Annotated in this window: 1 protein-coding gene; it reads left to right on the forward strand. The window is 21.7% G+C overall.

Annotated features, from left to right (window positions below; genetic code table 11):
* Positions 1 to 114: 114 nt before the first annotated feature.
* A partial coding sequence (locus LUA84_RS00070) for a hypothetical protein (protein WP_231433867.1) occupies positions 115 to 623 on the forward strand: 509 nt, incomplete at its 3' end.

Consider the following 623-nt stretch of genomic DNA (forward strand, 5'->3'; position numbering starts at 1 on the left):
TACCATCATATGTAGAAAATTCAGACTGGAAAAATAGATAAAAATAAATTAAAAAACATTCTATATTTATTAGAACAAGATAGAAATCAAGGAATTGATGTATTATTAGTATTTATGCATTTTACACATCCAAAAAATTGGCCAAATATTTTTGATAAGGATTTACCAAAGTATTTTATAAATCATATAGAAAATGTAAAAGAAGTATTTAGCTATGTGAAACATATATCCCCTATAAATGAGCCAATAAATGCATATTGGATAAGTATTCAAATAAATCCAAGAGGGATTTTTTTCGTAAAAATATTTTTAAAAAACGTAGAAGAAATACAAGAATATATTTATGATGAATTCAGAGAAAAAATAATACATTTTAATGTTTTTTCTCTTTATTCAAAAAATATAGGAAAAACAATCAATAAATTCCTGAAATCTTTTGAAGATCAGGTTAGAAAATTGAGAAATCTTTATGAGATATTAGATAGAAATTATTATGGAACTTATGGATTTAATTCATATGAAAAAAATTATCTTGGAAGTAAATTATTGAGGATAATATATTCGTATAATCCAAAGGATATTCAAAATTTAATATTTCATTATAAAAAATTATCAGGAGTTAG

Source organism: Candidatus Nanopusillus massiliensis (assembly GCF_920984865.1).